Annotated in this window: 15 protein-coding genes and 1 tRNA gene; 7 read left to right on the top strand and 9 right to left on the bottom strand. The window is 65.1% G+C overall.

Annotation, left to right across the window (positions count from 1 at the left end):
- Window positions 1-19 precede the first annotated feature (19 nt).
- Window positions 20-334 (top strand): NIF3 1, encoded by a 315-nt coding sequence (locus tag NRG74_RS12165; RefSeq protein WP_017642557.1) that lies wholly within the window; start codon window positions 20-22, stop codon window positions 332-334.
- Between the two features lie 3 nt (window positions 335-337).
- Here the strand turns inward: NRG74_RS12165 and NRG74_RS12160 are convergent, their stop codons facing one another.
- The 5 genes from NRG74_RS12160 to NRG74_RS12140 form a co-directional block, all read right to left on the bottom strand.
- Window positions 338-634, bottom strand: a complete 297-nt coding sequence (locus NRG74_RS12160) for a winged helix-turn-helix domain-containing protein (protein WP_017642556.1) — start codon at window positions 632-634, stop codon at window positions 338-340.
- A 53-nt stretch (window positions 635-687) separates the two neighbouring features.
- Window positions 688-3,519 carry a valine--tRNA ligase gene (locus NRG74_RS12155; protein ID WP_257704073.1) on the bottom strand — a complete coding sequence of 944 codons (2,832 nt, stop codon included), beginning with the start codon at window positions 3,517-3,519 and terminating at the stop codon, window positions 688-690.
- 85 nt (window positions 3,520-3,604) lie between these two features.
- Window positions 3,605-3,967: a hypothetical protein gene (locus NRG74_RS12150; RefSeq protein ID WP_059313853.1), complete on the bottom strand. Its 363-nt coding sequence runs from the start codon at window positions 3,965-3,967 to the stop codon at window positions 3,605-3,607.
- Window positions 3,968-3,972: 5 nt separating this feature from the next.
- Complete coding sequence (locus NRG74_RS12145) at window positions 3,973-4,401, bottom strand: DNA polymerase III subunit chi (protein ID WP_059313854.1); 429 nt, start codon at window positions 4,399-4,401, stop codon at window positions 3,973-3,975.
- A gap of 70 nt (window positions 4,402-4,471) precedes the next feature.
- Window positions 4,472-5,971 (bottom strand): leucyl aminopeptidase, encoded by a 1,500-nt coding sequence (locus tag NRG74_RS12140; protein WP_257704067.1) that lies wholly within the window; start codon window positions 5,969-5,971, stop codon window positions 4,472-4,474.
- A 171-nt stretch (window positions 5,972-6,142) separates the two neighbouring features.
- Here NRG74_RS12140 and lptF point away from each other — a divergent pair, with 171 nt between their 5' ends.
- Together lptF and lptG are read left to right on the top strand one after the other, a co-directional pair.
- Window positions 6,143-7,255: an LPS export ABC transporter permease LptF gene (gene lptF, locus NRG74_RS12135; protein ID WP_257704065.1), complete on the top strand. Its 1,113-nt coding sequence runs from the start codon at window positions 6,143-6,145 to the stop codon at window positions 7,253-7,255.
- Window positions 7,252-8,313, top strand: coding sequence for an LPS export ABC transporter permease LptG (lptG, locus tag NRG74_RS12130; RefSeq protein WP_017642550.1), 1,062 nt, complete (start codon window positions 7,252-7,254; stop codon window positions 8,311-8,313). The genes lptF and lptG overlap by 4 nt, the downstream gene beginning before the upstream one ends.
- A 19-nt stretch (window positions 8,314-8,332) precedes the next feature.
- Here lptG and NRG74_RS12125 read toward each other — a convergent pair whose 3' ends face one another.
- The 3 genes from NRG74_RS12125 to NRG74_RS12115 form a co-directional block, all read right to left on the bottom strand.
- Window positions 8,333-8,653 (bottom strand): hypothetical protein, encoded by a 321-nt coding sequence (locus NRG74_RS12125; protein WP_017642549.1) that lies wholly within the window; start codon window positions 8,651-8,653, stop codon window positions 8,333-8,335.
- Window positions 8,654-8,753: 100 nt separating this feature from the next.
- Entirely contained in the window at window positions 8,754-9,221 is a 468-nt protein-coding gene (locus tag NRG74_RS12120) for a hypothetical protein (protein ID WP_257704062.1), read from the bottom strand.
- Window positions 9,222-9,256: 35 nt separating this feature from the next.
- Entirely contained in the window at window positions 9,257-9,427 is a 171-nt protein-coding gene (locus tag NRG74_RS12115; protein ID WP_017642547.1) for a hypothetical protein, read from the bottom strand.
- A gap of 198 nt (window positions 9,428-9,625) precedes the next feature.
- Here NRG74_RS12115 and NRG74_RS12110 point away from each other — a divergent pair, with 198 nt between their 5' ends.
- Complete coding sequence (locus NRG74_RS12110; RefSeq protein ID WP_017642546.1) at window positions 9,626-9,955, top strand: DHCW motif cupin fold protein; 330 nt, start codon at window positions 9,626-9,628, stop codon at window positions 9,953-9,955.
- A 109-nt stretch (window positions 9,956-10,064) separates the two neighbouring features.
- Here NRG74_RS12110 and NRG74_RS12105 read toward each other — a convergent pair.
- Window positions 10,065-10,149, bottom strand: a tRNA-Leu gene (locus tag NRG74_RS12105).
- 106 nt (window positions 10,150-10,255) lie between these two features.
- Here NRG74_RS12105 and queA point away from each other — a divergent pair.
- The 3 genes from queA to yajC all read left to right on the top strand — a co-directional run bounded on the left by queA (window position 10,256) and on the right by yajC (window position 12,920).
- Window positions 10,256-11,299, top strand: coding sequence for a tRNA preQ1(34) S-adenosylmethionine ribosyltransferase-isomerase QueA (gene queA / locus NRG74_RS12100; protein WP_257704058.1), 1,044 nt, complete (start codon window positions 10,256-10,258; stop codon window positions 11,297-11,299).
- 10 nt (window positions 11,300-11,309) lie between these two features.
- Window positions 11,310-12,428 carry a tRNA guanosine(34) transglycosylase Tgt gene (gene tgt / locus NRG74_RS12095; RefSeq protein ID WP_051226203.1) on the top strand — a complete coding sequence of 373 codons (1,119 nt, stop codon included), beginning with the start codon at window positions 11,310-11,312 and terminating at the stop codon, window positions 12,426-12,428.
- 147 nt (window positions 12,429-12,575) lie between these two features.
- On the top strand, window positions 12,576-12,920 hold the full coding sequence (gene yajC / locus NRG74_RS12090) for a preprotein translocase subunit YajC (RefSeq protein ID WP_007162951.1): 345 nt from the start codon (window positions 12,576-12,578) through the stop codon (window positions 12,918-12,920).
- The last annotated feature ends 7 nt before the right edge of the window (window positions 12,921-12,927 follow it).

Genomic DNA, 12,927 nt, shown 5'->3' with positions numbered 1-12,927 from the left:
AGCGTCTCCGGAGTCCTCGATGTTCAAGCTGTGTTTCTACGTCCCCGACTCGCACCTCGATGCCGTCAAGCAGGCGATCTTTGCTGTGGGCGGTGGCCGCATCGGGCTCTATGACAGTTGCTGCTGGCAGGTCCAGGGCCTCGGTCAATTCCGTCCACTGGCGGGCAGCCAGCCGCACCTGGGCGAGCAGGGCAGTCTCGAACAGCTAACGGAATGGCGAGTGGAGCTGGTACTGGCCGATGAGCAGGTCGCCCGCCAGGCCGTGGCGGCGCTCAAGGAGGCGCATCCCTATGAAACGCCGGCCTACGACGTGGTGCAGGTGCTGGATTTCTAGCCGTCAGGGATAGCCGAGAACGGTCTTGATCCGTGCAAGCTCACGCTCGACCCAGCGCGGATCCACCGCGCCCCAATCGCGGACCTCGTAGCCGCCCGCGTTGTTGCGCGCGCCGTCGCCCTGCACGAACTGACAGTCGATATCCAGATCGGCCAGCGCCAGCAGGGTGTCCTGGGCCGTACGCCGCGGCATGCCGGTGGCGGCCATCAGCGCGGGCACGCTGGTGGCGGTGCCGCTGGCCACCAGCCAGGCCACATAGAGCCGGCGATAGAAACTGGTCTTGGTCTTGCTCACATCCATGAGAATCGTCCTAGGCAATAAAAAGCCCACCGCGAGGGTGGGCTTCAGGGGCATCAGAGGGTAGCGATGCGCTGCCGCTGGTCCACCATCTTGGCCAGGGCCTGTTCGGCTTCTGCCAGTTTGGCACGCTCCTTCTCCAGCACTTCGGCAGGCGCCTTGGCGACGAAGCCTTCGTTGCCCAGCTTGCCGCCGACGCGCTTGACCTCGCCTTCCAGGCGGCCGATCTCCTTGTCCAGGCGCGCCAGTTCCGCGTCCTTGTCGATCAGCCCGGCCATGGGCACCAGCACTTCCATCTCGCCCACCAGGGTGGTGGCGGACATCGGCGCTTCCTCGCCGGCGGCCAGCACGCGGACCGATTCCAACTTGGCCAGCTTGTTCAGCAGCGGCTCGAAGTCGGCCAGGCGGCGCTGGTCCTCGGCACTGGCGTTGGCGACGATGATGTCGATGCGCTTGGCCATGGAGATCTTCATCTCGCCGCGGATCTGCCGCACGCCCAGCATCAGCGCCTTGACCCACTCGATGTCGCTTTCGGCGGCAGCATCGATGCGTGCCTCGTTGGCCACCGGCCAGGGTTGCAGCATCAGGGTCTCGCCCTGGACACCGGCCGGCGCCTTGAGGCGCTGCCAGATTTCCTCGGTGATGAAGGGCATGAAGGGATGCGCCAGGCGCAGTACCACTTCCAGCACCCGCGCCAAGGTGCGGCGGGTGCCGCGCTGACGCTCGATGGAGGCGTTCTCGTCCCACAGCACAGGCTTGACCAGTTCCAGGTACCAGGCGCAGTACTCGTCCCAGACGAATTCGTAGAGGGCCTGGGTAGCCAGGTCGAAGCGGAAGGCGTCGAGCTGACGGGTCACCTCGGCCTCGGTGCGCTGCAGCTGGGAGATGATCCAGCGATCCACCGAGGAGAGCTCCACGGGTTCGTCATTGACGCCGGTGTCCTGGCCTTCGACGTTCTCCATGACGAAGTTCGCCGCGTTCCACAGTTTGTTGCAGAAGTTGCGATAGCCCTCGACGCGACCCATGTCGAACTTGACGTCGCGGCCGGTGGTGGCCAGGGAGCAGAAGGTGAATCTCAGGGCGTCGGTGCCGTAGCTGGCGATGCCATCCGGGAATTCGGCGCGGGTCTGCTTGGCGATCTTCTCGGCCAGCTTGGGCTGCATCAGGCCACTGGTGCGCTTCTGCAGCAGGGTCTCCAGGTCGATGCCGTCGACGATGTCCAGCGGATCGAGCACGTTGCCCTTGGACTTGGACATCTTCTGGCCCTGGCCATCGCGGACCAGGCCGTGGACGTAGACGGTCTTGAAGGGGATCTGCCCGGTCAGGTGGGTGGACAGCATGATCATCCGGGCGACCCAGAAGAAGATGATGTCGAAGCCGGTGACCAGCACGTCGGTGGGATGGAAGGTCTTCAGCGCATCGGTCTGCTCGGGCCAGCCCAGGGTGGAGAAGGTCCAGAGACCGGAGCTGAACCAGGTATCTAGGACGTCATCGTCCTGGCGCAGGGCGATGTCACCGAGGTTGTGCTTGGCGCGTACCTCGGCTTCGTCACGGCCGACATAGACGTTGCCGGCCTGGTCGTACCAGGCGGGAATGCGGTGGCCCCACCAGAGCTGGCGGCTGATGCACCAGTCCTGGATGTCGCGCATCCAGCTGAAGTACATGTTCTCGTATTGCTTGGGCACGAACTGCACCTCGCCGCTCTCGACCACGCCGATGGCTTTCTCGGCCAGGGGCTTGGTGGAGACGTACCACTGGTCGGTCAGCCAGGGCTCGATCACGGTGCCGGAACGGTCGCCCTTGGGCACCTTGAGGGCGTGGTCCTCGATCTTCTCCAGGCGGCCGGCGGCGTCCAGGTCGGCGACGATGCGCTTGCGCGCCTCGAAACGGTCCAGGCCGGCGTAGGCCTCGGGCAGGGTGGCGTCGAACATGCCGTTGACGCTGCCGTCCAAGTTGAAAACCTGAGCGCCGGGCAGGATGGCCGCGTCGGCGTCGAAGACGTTGATCAGCGGCAGGTTGTGGCGCTTGCCGACTTCATAATCGTTGAAATCGTGGGCCGGGGTGATCTTGACGCAGCCGGTGCCGAATTCGGGGTCGCAGTAGTCGTCGCCGACGATGGGGATGCGGCGGCCCACCAGGGGCAGTTCGACGTACTGGCCGATCAGATCCTTGTAGCGCGGATCTTCCGGATGCACGGCCACGGCAGCATCGCCCAGCAGGGTCTCGGGGCGGGTGGTAGCGACCACCAGGTGATCCATGCCCTCGGTGGTGCGGGCGCCGTCCGCCAGGGGATAGCGCAGGTGCCAGAGGTGGCCCTTCTCGTCATGGCTTTCCACTTCCAGGTCGGAAATGGCGGTGTGCAGCTTGGTGTCCCAGTTGACCAGGCGCTTGCCGCGATAGATCAGACCGTCCTCGTGCAGGCGTACGAAGGCTTCCTTGACCGCCTCGGAGAGGCCGTCGTCCATGGTGAAGCGCTCGCGCGACCAGTCCACCGAGGAGCCCAGGCGGCGGATCTGCCGGCTGATGTTGCCACCCGATTCGTTCTTCCATTCCCAGACCTTTTCCAGGAATTTTTCCCGGCCCAGGTCATGGCGCGACAGGCCCTCGGCACCGATGCGGCGCTCCACCAGCATCTGGGTGGCGATGCCGGCGTGGTCGGTGCCCGGCTGCCAGAGGGTGTTGCGACCCTGCATGCGGCGGAAGCGGATCAGGGCATCCATGATGGCGTTGTTGAAGCCATGGCCCATGTGCAGGCTGCCGGTCACGTTCGGCGGCGGGATCATGATGGTGTAGGGCTCGCCCGACCCCTGGGGCGCGAAGTAGCCCTGGCGTTCCCAGGTCTGGTACCAGGAGGTTTCGATGGCGTGCGGCTGGTAGGTCTTGTCCATGGAGGGGGCTTTTGTCGCTGGAAGAGGAAAGCCTCCGAGTATAGCGACTCCAGCCCGCCGACGGCAGGGCGCCTTGCCCGTCGGCTCAGGAGCGTTGCAGGAGTTCTTCCAGGCGTTGTGCCAGGCGGCGCTGCAGTTCGGCTTCCAGGCGCGGCAGCTGCTCGTCGAGCAGTTCCTGCAGGATGGCCGGTGCCTCCTGGCGCAGGCGGACGTGGGCCAGGTCTTCGCGCGGCGCGCTGGGCGTCACGTCTTCGATGGACTCCGGCACGATCTGGTCGAGCAGCGGCGGAATGGCCTTGAGCCGCTCGGCGCTGGGGGCGATGACATCGGACAGGATGGGGATACCGTCGGCGCTGCTCGGCTGGACCGTGTTACGGCTCTTGTCGAGCACCTGGCGGATGGCTTCGAGGTCTTGCAGGACGTGCGCGGGAGGCTTGGTGCTGGTCATGGATATCAGACACGCGACAACTGATGGTCCTGTAGAGCATAGCCAAGCTTGCGGTAGAAGCGAAAACCTTCGCGCATCGCCTGGCGCACGTCGGGGGCCTCGACGACCACCTCGGCGATCCGGGCGAAACCCGCATGGCAGGGCGGTGGGGCCAGGGTCAGGTTGATCAGCAGTTCGCCCGTCTGCTCGGCGGGCGTGGTCAGGCCGAGCACCACCGGACTGTCACTGGCGGTTTCCGCCAAGTCGTGGGGAATGAAGCTGTCGGGACGGAAGGCCCATAGCTGTTCGTCCAGGCGCTGACGCTGCTCGGTGTCGGCGCAATGCACATAGACCGGCATGCCCTGCTTCCAGGCCTTGTCCACCAGCCTGCAGGCAAAGGCCAGCCGCGCCGCGGGATCGGTGGAGGGCAGGACATAGAAATCGACACGGGTCATGGAGGATCACGCGGAGAAGAGGAAAACGGCAAGGCCGCGACGTAGGAGCGCCGCGGCCTTGGGTAGAGGCTTAAGCCTCGGCGGTGCGGTCGAGCAGATACTGCACCAGCAGCGGTACCGGGCGACCGGTGGCGGCCTTGTCCTTGCCGCCACTGATCCAGGCGGTACCGGCCACGTCCAGGTGGGCCCAGGGATAGGCCTTGGCATAGCGCGCCAGGAAGCAGCCCGCGGTGATGGTGCCGGCCTTGGGACCGCCGATGTTGGCCATGTCGGCGAAGGGGCTGTCCAGCTGCTCCTGGTACTCGTCGTGCAGCGGCAGTTGCCAGACGCGGTCGTCGGCGCGATCGCCGGCCTGCTTGACCTGGTCGATCAGGGCATCGTCGTTGCCCATCAGGCCCGAGACCAGCGAACCCAGGGCGGTGATGCAGGCGCCGGTGAGGGTGGCGATGTCGATCACCGCCTTGGGCTGGAAACGCTCGGCGTAGGTGAGGGTGTCGCACAGCACCAAGCGGCCTTCGGCGTCGGTGTTGAGGATCTCGATGGTCTGGCCGCTCATGCTGGTGACGATGTCACCCGGACGGGTGGCGGTGCCGCTCGGCATGTTCTCGGCCAGGGCCAGGAGGCCCACCACGTTGATCGCCGGCTTGAGCTCCATGAGGGCGCGGAAGGTGCCCAGAACGCTGGCGGCGCCGCACATGTCGTACTTCATCTCGTCCATGCCGGCGCTCGGCTTGATGCTGATGCCGCCGGTGTCGAAGGTGATGCCCTTGCCGACCAGGGTGTAGGGCTGGACGTTCTTGGCGCCGCCCCGGTACTGCAGCACCACCAGGCGCGGCGGCTGAGCGCTGCCCTGGGCCACGGCGAGGAAGGAGCCCATGCCCAGTTCGCGCATCTTCTTCTCGTCGAGCACCTCGACGGAGAGCCCGGCGTCCTTGAACTGCTTGCCCAGGGCCTTGGCCTGATCGGCTACATAGACCGGGTTGCAGACGTTTGGCGGCAGGTTGCCGAAGTCCTTGGCATAGGCGGTGCCGTGGGTGATCGCCAGGGCATGGGCCAGGGCGCGTTCGGCTTCCGGCTGGGAGGCCTTGGTGGTGACCAGGGTCAGCTTCTTCAGCGGCCGCGGCTCGGCCTTCTTGCTCTTGAAGCGATCGAAGACGTAGTCGCCATCGGCCAGGGTCTCGGCCAGCAGGCGCAGGCGGGCATAACCATCGCGATTCTTGACCGGCACATCGCCGAGGGCGATGGCGGCGTCGCTGCCACCCAGGCTCTTGAGCACGCCCAGGGCGCCGCTGGCCAGCTTGCGGTACTGACGGTCGGAAAGCCCTTCGCTGGCGCCGCTACCGACGAGCAGCACGCGTTCGGCCTTGAGGCCGGGCAGATTGGTGAGCAGCAGGGTCTGGCCGGCCTTGCCGGCGATGTCGCCGCGCTTGACCGCTGCGCTCAGGGCGCCGGAGGTGGCAGCGTCCACGGCGCTGGCCGCTGCGTCGAGCGCACCGCCTTCACCGACGGCCACGACCAGCGTGGCGGTTTTCAGGGTTTCCGGACGAGCGTTTTTGACGACGAATTCCATTAGGAGAAGCTCCCCAAGACAAACACATGAGTTCGCAGGATATAATGCGGGGCTTTCGCCAGGGCCTTTCCCGGCGATCGGCCTTCAACGGGTGGGCCTTGCAACGCAAGCCATGCAGCCGAGCTAGTGTGAGCGTTCGCGCCAGAGCCTGACAACCCTGGAGAATCCTGTTTGATCGTCTTCCGCTATCTGTCTCGAGAAGTTCTCACCACCCTCGGTGCGGTCAGTGCCGTGCTGCTGGTGATCATCATGAGCGGCCGCTTCATCAAGTACCTGGCCCAGGCGGCCCAGGGCCTGCTGGATCCGGGCGTGCTCCTGCTCATCATGGCCTACCGCATCCCCGGCTTCCTGCAGCTGATCCTGCCGCTGGGCCTCTTTCTCGGCTTCCTGCTGGCCTATGGTCGGCTGTACCTGGACAGCGAGATGACCGTGCTCACCGCCACCGGCATGAGTCCGCGCCGCCTGCTGGCCTACAGCATGGCGCCGGCCGCGGTGGTGGCCCTGGTGGTCGCCTGGCTGAGCCTGTCGCTGGCACCCCTGGGCGTGCAGAAGGTCACCACCATCCTCAATCAGCAGGATGCCATGACCGAGTTCGACACCCTCGAACCGGGCCGCTTCCAGTCGCTGCGGGACAATTCGCGGGTCACCTACACCGAGCGCCTGTCGGCGGATCGCAGCCAGCTGGGCGGCGTCTTCATTTCCGAGCGCAACACCTCCACCGCCGGCGGCAAGGACCGCGGCGTGGGCGTGCTGGTGGCCGACACCGGCCGGCAGGAAATCCACCCGGACGGCAGTCGCTACCTGATCCTGCAGAACGGCTTCCGCTACGACGGCGTGCCGGGCCAGGCCGACTATCGCGCCGTGCAGTACGACACCTATGGCGTCTTGCTGCCCAAGCCCGCCGTCAGCGAGGACATCAGCGAGCGTGACGCCGTCACCACTGGTGAACTCATGCGCAGCAACGAGCTGCAGTATCGCGGCGAGCTGCAATGGCGGCTGTCGCTGCCGATCCTGGTGTTCGTCGTGACTCTCATCGCCGTGCCCTTGGCCAAGGTCAATCCGCGTCAGGGCCGCTTCCTCAAGCTGCTGCCGGCGATCCTGCTGTACATGGCCTACCTGTCGCTGCTGATCGCCGCCCGCGGCGCCCTGGATAAAGGCCGCCTGCCGCCGGCCATCGGTCTGTGGGGCGTGCACCTGCTGTTCCTGGTGCTGGGGCTGCTGCTGGCCTTCTGGGAACCGCTCAAGGCGCGTCTGCGCGGTCGCAAGCCGGAGGTAGCGGCATGAACAAGCTCGATTGGTACATAGGGCGCACCGTCTTCGTCAGCATCCTCGCGGTGCTGGGTGTGATCGTTGGTCTAGCCCTGCTGTTCGCCTTCATCGACCAGCTCGGCGACTTCGACGACAACTACGGCGTCGCCGAGGCGCTCAAGTTCGTCCTGCTCACCTCGCCGCGGCGAGCCTACGAGATGCTGCCCATGGCGGCGCTGATTGGCTGCCTGATCGGCCTGGGCACCCTGGCCAGCAGCAGCGAGCTGATCGTGATGCGTGCCGCTGGGGTCTCCTTGGGGCGCATCGTCTGGGCGGTGATGAAGCCGATGTTCGTGCTGCTCATCGCCGGCATCCTGGTCGGCGAGTACGTGGCGCCCTGGTCGGAGAACCTGGCGCAGAGCGGTCGTGCCCTGGCGCAGAGCGCCGGCAAGGCGCAGAGTTCGCGTCATGGCCTCTGGCATCGCCAGGGCCACGAGTACACCCACGTCAACGCCGTGCAGCCCAATGGCCTGCTGCTGGGCGTGACGCGCTACGAATTCGACGACAATCGCCATCTGCTGCAATCCAGCTTCGCCCAACGCGGTATCTATCGTGGAGATCACTGGGAGCTGGAAAACGTCAGCATCACCGACTTCGGCAATCGCCAGACCAGTGTGCGTCAGGAGCCCAAGGTGATCTGGAACGTCGAGCTGACCCCGCAGGTGCTCGATACCGTGATCATGGAGCCGGATGCGCTGTCGATCTCCGGGCTGTGGTGGTACATCCACTACCTGGCCGATCAGGGCCTGAGCAACAAGAGCTACTGGCTGGCGTTCTGGTCGAAGATCTTCCAGCCGCTGGTGACCGCCGCTCTGGTGCTGATGGCGATCTCCTTCATCTTCGGCCCGCTGCGCTCGGTGACCCTGGGCCAGCGGATCTTCACCGGGGTGATCATCGGCTTCGCCCTGCGCATCTTCCAGGACCTGCTGGGACCGTCCAGCCTGGTGTTCGGCTTCTCGCCGCTGCTGGCCGTGCTGGCACCGGCGCTGCTCTGCGCCGTGGCTGGGATCCTGTTGCTGCGCCGGGCCGGCTAGGGCCCGGCGGCGCCGTCCGCTAGGCGGCGCCCTTGCTCACGACCGGTTGCGGCTGCAGCCAGCCGGCGTGGGCTTCGCAGAAGCTCAGGATGCGCTGCACGCGGCGGATCTGATCCCGATGGCGGCATTCGCCCACCACGGTACGCACCAGCAGATCGACGTTCTGCATGTGGATCAGGCGTAGATCAGCGCTCATGTCGGGGCAGGCGTCCATCTCGTCCATGCGCGTCTCGCAACGCGAGAGCAGGCGCTCGATGAAAGCGGTGGAGAAGCGGGCGGGGGTCTGGGCCGTTTCCAGGTCCTTGACCGCCACCTGAGAGAGGGGGGAGAGCGTTTCCATGTGCAAGATCTCGCGTCCGTATCGATGTCTTACTATTGCACGCTTTGCCCTTGCGTTTCAGCTGCCGGTGGTCAGCTGGCTATCCGATCGTTTCCGGGGCTCAGCGCGGATGTCCGGGTGCTCCTGTCGCCACGTCGAGCAGCGCTGATCGCGCCTTAAGATAAGACTGCTTCTGCTGCAAGTCGGCTGGATGATCGATGGTTAGCCCCGCCAGATAGCCCTGCCAGATGGCCAAGTAGGCTTTCTGCGCATTGCGCAGCCGCCAATCCTGGCCGGCGGGTAATTGGTCCGTAGCAGACTTCTCTTCGGCAGCGGCCTGGGTCTGGCAACTGCTCAGCCGCTGACGAAAGTCCGCCAGCCGCCCTTGTTCGCCCGCCAAGCGGGCGTTGTTGCCATGCAGCACCAGCAACTCGCAGCCATAGAGGGCGCTGTGCAACCGGGCCTGCAACGTCCAGCTGGGCGAGTGATTCAGGTCGACACCCGCACTCGCTGGCTGGGTGGGTCGCTGCACGGCGCAGCCACCCAGGGTCAGCAGCAGGACGAGTAGCAGGGAAGGGCTCAGGCGCATCTTCCGGTCTCGGCAAGCCTTGTGCGGGCACCAGCCTATTGGTAACGCTGCCATTCCCGATACTTGTCCATCAGGTAGTTACCGACCGGTTGCGACTTCTTGCAGTCCTCACCGCTCAGTGGGCTGGGTTCGCAGACGGAGTCGGCCGAGCTGTAGTGGTTGCAGCCGGTCAGCAGTAACGCGAGGCCAAGCAATATCCATTTCAAAAGGCATCCTTTCCTACGATGAAAGCGGGAGTGTGGTGATCAAGAACGTGCCTGATGGATGGGGGTCGCCGTATTCGCAAAGGTACAAAAACCGCAATTAGCGCAAGGCTGCATACCTTGAAAATTCATCCAATCTGTATCCCTTGACCGTCTTGCTGCCGGGCTAACATACCCTTCCTGACCTAGGTAGAGGCCGTCATGCAACTGAGCGACATTCCATTCGGTACCACTGACTGGTCGAAAATCGAACCTGTAGTCCATGCGGGAGCGAGCGGCTCAGCGCTTTGGCGTACCTGCCAGTTTGGTGCAATACGGGTCCGCATGGTCGAGTACAGTGAGGGTTATCTTGCCGATCACTGGTGCAGCAAGGGACATATTCTACTTTGCCTGGATGGTCGGCTGGATACCGAGCTGGCCGATGGTCGCGTCTTCACCTTGACCGCCGGCATGAGTTACCAGGTGGCCGACAATGCAGAGGCTCACAGATCCTCGACCGCGACTGGGGCTAGGTTATTCGTCGTGGATTGAGGCTCGTATCGACGCCGCGACCAGGGCGCACCAGGCACAAAAAAACCGCCTCGAGGGGCGGTTTCTTCGGCTTCCAGGCAACACGGGGGAGGCCTGGAAGGTACCAACTTGGTGCCCCGGGGGAGACTCGAACTCCCACTCCTTTCGGAAACGGATTTTGAATCCGCCGCGTCTACCGGTTCCGCCACCGGGGCAATGGCGGCGGAGTATAGGGATGCAGGCAGGTCCGGTCAATCCAAAGTGCGTTGGTGAAAAAGGCCGCTTCCGGTAAGCTGTGCGGCCTTTCGAGATCTACCTGCCATGCACGTCGCCGACTTCCATTTCGACCTTCCCGAACCCCTCATCGCCCGTCATCCGCTGGCCGAGCGCCGCGGCAGTCGATTGCTGGTGCTCGACGGCCCCAGCGGTGAGCTGAGCCATCGCCACTTCGCCGATCTGCTGGGCTATCTGCAGCCGGGCGACCTGATGGTGTTCAACGACACCCGGGTGATACCCGCGCGGCTGTTCGGCCAGAAGGCCAGTGGCGGCAAGCTGGAGATCCTGGTGGAGCGGGTGCTGGACGAGGAGCGGGTGCTGGCCCATGTGCGGTCCAGCAAATCGCCCAAACCAGGCAGCCGCATCCTCATTGACGGCGGTGCCGAGGCCGAGATGGTGGCGCGCCACGAGGCGCTGTTCGAACTGAAATTCGCCGAGCCCGTGCTGCCGCTGCTGGAGCGGGTCGGTCATATGCCGTTGCCGCCCTATATCGACCGGCCCGACGAGGCCGAGGATCGCGAGCGCTACCAGACCGTCTATGCGCGCAATGCCGGCGCTGTGGCCGCGCCCACCGCCGGACTGCACTTCGACGAGCCGCTGCTGGAGGCCATCCGCGCCAAGGGCGTGGCGACCGCCTTCGTCACCCTGCACGTCGGCGCCGGCACCTTCCAGCCGGTGCGGGTCGAGCGCATCGAAGACCACCACATGCACCGCGAGTGGCTGCAGGTCGACCAGGCCGTCGTGGATGCCGTGGCCGCCTGCCGCGCCCGTGGCGGTCGGGTGATCGCCGTCGGTACCACCAGCGTGCGTTCGCTGGAAAGCGCCGCCCGTGATGGCCAGCTCAAGGCCTTCGCCGGCGAGACGGATATCTTTCTCTATCCCGGTCGCCCCTTCCATGTCGTCGATGCGCTGGTGACCAACTTCCACCTGCCCGAATCGACCCTGCTGATGCTGGTGTCGGCCTTTGCCGGTTACCGCGAGACCATGGCCGCCTATGCGACGGCCGTGGCCGAGGGCTATCGCTTCTTCAGTTATGGCGACGCCATGTTCATCACCCGCAATCCCGGGGCCCAAGGCCCGGAGAGCTGATATGAGTTTCATGAATTTCGAATTGCTGGCCACCGAGGGCAAGGCCCGTCGCGGCCGCCTGACCTTTCCCCGCGGCGTGGTCGAGACCCCGGCCTTCATGCCGGTCGGTACCTACGGCACGGTCAAGGGCATGCTGCCCGACAGCGTCGCCGACATCGGCGCCCAGATCATCCTGGGCAACACCTTCCACCTCTGGCTGCGGCCCGGGACCGAGGTGATCCAGCGCCACGGCGACCTGCACGACTTCATGCAGTGGCAGGGGCCGATCCTCACCGATTCCGGCGGCTTCCAGGTGTTCAGCCTGGGCGCGCTGCGCAAGATCAAGGAAGAGGGCGTCTACTTCGCCTCGCCGGTGGACGGCGCCAAGGTGTTCATGGGCCCCGAGGAATCCATGGCGGTGCAACGCGCCCTGGGCTCGGACATCGTGATGATCTTCGACGAGTGCACCCCCTATCCGGCGGACTTCGACACCGCGCGCCGCTCCATGGAGCTGTCGCTGCGCTGGGCCAAGCGCTCCCGGGAAGCCCATGGCGACAACCCCTCGGCGCTGTTCGGCATCGTCCAGGGCGGCATGCACGAGGAGTTGCGCCTGAGGTCCCTGGAGGGCCTGGAAGGCATCGGCTTCGACGGCTACGCCATCGGCGGCCTGTCGGTAGGCGAGCCCAAGGAAGAGATGATTCGCGTGCTGGATTTCCTGCCGCCGCACCTGCCGGCGGACAAGCCGCGCTACCTGATGGGCGTGGGCAAGCCGGAAGACCTGGTGGAAGGCGTGCGCCGTGGCGTCGACATGTTCGACTGCGTGATGCCCACCCGCAACGCGCGCAACGGCCATCTGTTCATCGACACCGGCGTGCTCAAGTTGCGCAACGCCGTGCATCGTCACGACGAGACGCCGCTGGATCCAACCTGCGACTGTTACACCTGCAAACATTTCTCCCGGGCCTATCTGCACCATCTGGATAAATGCGGGGAAATGCTGGGGAGTATGCTGAATACGATCCACAACCTGCGGTATTACCAGCGGGTGATGGCCGGTTTGCGCCAGGCTATCCAAGAGGGTAAATTGGCCGACTTTGTGGACGCCTTCTATGCTCGGCGCGGCCTGCCTACGCCGCCGCTCGACCGCTGAAAGCCCCTGTCCGATCGTCCAGGCGAAACGGCGCTCGCGCGTCCTTCGCCGGGTGCGTGACCGGGGTTCTGCAGCGGTCGAACCGGTGGCGAGCGACCCCCGGCATCTCTTCTTTTTCCGTCATCCAACTCTGCAAGGAGTAGTGCAATGAGTTTTCTGATTTCCACGGCCCAGGCCCAGGAAGCTGCCGCGCCGGCCGCCAACGCCGCACCGGGAGGTGAATACATTCAGTTCATCTTCCTGATCGGCTTCGTGGTGATCTTCTATTTCCTGATCTGGCGTCCCCAGGCCAAGCGCACCAAGGACCACAAGAACCTGATCGGCGGCCTGCAGAAGGGTGACGAAGTGGTGACTACCGGTGGCATCGCCGGTCGCATCAACAAGGTCACCGACGAGTTCGTGGTGCTGGAAGTGTCCGACAACGTCGAACTCAAGTTCCAGAAGGGCGCCATCGCCGCGACTCTGCCGAAGGGCACCCTGAAGGCCCTCTGAGCCTTCC

The organism is Pseudomonas oryzihabitans (genome assembly GCF_024652905.1).
GTDB lineage: Bacteria > Pseudomonadota > Gammaproteobacteria > Pseudomonadales > Pseudomonadaceae > Chryseomonas > Chryseomonas benzopyrenica.
The sequence above is the reverse complement of the archived record's forward strand: the minus strand, read 5'-3'. Positions and strand labels throughout refer to the sequence as shown.